The sequence below is a fragment of the Protofrankia sp. Cr1 genome (genome assembly GCF_963555865.1).
In the GTDB taxonomy this organism is placed as follows: domain Bacteria; phylum Actinomycetota; class Actinomycetes; order Frankiales; family Frankiaceae; genus Protofrankia.
Genome location: NZ_CAUVXO010000469.1, coordinates 3,534 through 4,911, shown reverse-complemented (window position 1 = coordinate 4,911; position 1,378 = coordinate 3,534). Strand labels below are relative to the sequence as shown.

Genomic DNA, 1,378 nt, shown 5'->3' with positions numbered 1-1,378 from the left:
CGTCACCGTCAGCCGGCGACTCGCAGGGGAGCCGCCGCCGTACCGAAGGGCGACACCATGACCGGGACGACCTCATCCTCGCGGGCCGGGCAACGGTCCGGACCCGACTACGCCGAGCTGGCCGCGACCCTGCGTGGGCCGACGATCCGGCCCGGCGACCCGGCCTACGACTCGGCACGGGCCGTCTACAACGCCATGATCGACCGTCGACCCGCGGCGATCGCCCGCTGCGTCGACGTCGCCGACGTCATCACCTGCGTCCGGTTCGCCGGCGAGCACGGAATCGATCTCGCGGTGCGCGGCGGCGGGCACAACGCCGGCGGGCTCGGGGTCTGGGACGACGCGCTCGTCATCGACCTGTCCACCATGCGCGGCACGACGGTGGATCCCGCCGGCCACACCGTGCGCGTGGACGGCGGCTGCACGTGGGGCGACGTCGACCACGCGACGGTGGCATTCGGGATGGCCACGCCATCGGGCTTCATCGCGTCGACCGGAGTCGGGGGACTCACCCTCGGCGGCGGGGTCGGCTACCTGACCCGGCGGTTCGGCCTGACAGTCGACAACCTGCTGTCGGCGGACGTGGTGCTTGCCGACGGAACCTTCGTCACCGCGAGCCCCACGTCCCATCCCGATCTGTTCTGGGCACTGCGCGGTGGCGGTGGAAACTTCGGCGTGGTCACCTCGTTCCGCTTCGCCTGCCACGAGATCGGCGACCATGGCGTCGTCATCGGCGGACCGGTGTTGTACGACCTGGCGGACACCGCCGAGGTCATGCGGTGGTACCGCGAGCTGTTGCCCTCGCTTCCCGAGGAACTGAGCGGCTGGCTCGGCCTGATCACGATCCCACCCGCGCCGCCGTTTCCCGAACACCTGTGGGGTCGCAAGACCTGCGCCATCGTCTGGTGCTACACGGGCTCCCACGACTCCGTCGACGAGGTGCTGGCCCCGATCCGCGAATTCGGTTCACCGCTGCTCGTCGGTCTCAGCCCGATGCCCTTCACGGTGCTGCAGAGCGCGTTCGACGGCCTCTACCCGGCGGGCCTGCAGTGGTACTGGCGCGCGGACTTCTTCAACGAGATCTCCGAGCAGGCCATCGACGTGCACCTCACGTACGGCGCCATGCTGCCCACCGGTCACTCGACCATGCACCTCTATCCCATCGATGGGGCGGCGATGCGGGTACCCGAAGACGCTACTGCGTTCGCCTATCGCAACGGCGGCTGGGCCGGGGTCATCGTCGGGGTCGACCCGGACCCGGCCAATGCCGACCTCATCAGCGACTGGGCGAAGCGGTACTGGCAGGATCTGCACCCGACGTCGGCCGGCGGCGCCTACGTCAACTTCATGATGGAAGAGGGAGCCGACCGGGTCCGCG

1 protein-coding gene is annotated in these 1,378 nt (G+C 69.9%); it reads left to right on the top strand.

Translation table 11 applies throughout. From position 1 onward, the window contains the following. Positions 1 to 57: 57 nt before the first annotated feature. Positions 58 to 1,378, top strand: a 1,321-nt coding sequence (locus U9980_RS23895; RefSeq protein WP_322769989.1) for an FAD-binding oxidoreductase, incomplete at its 3' end; no start/stop codon positions are given.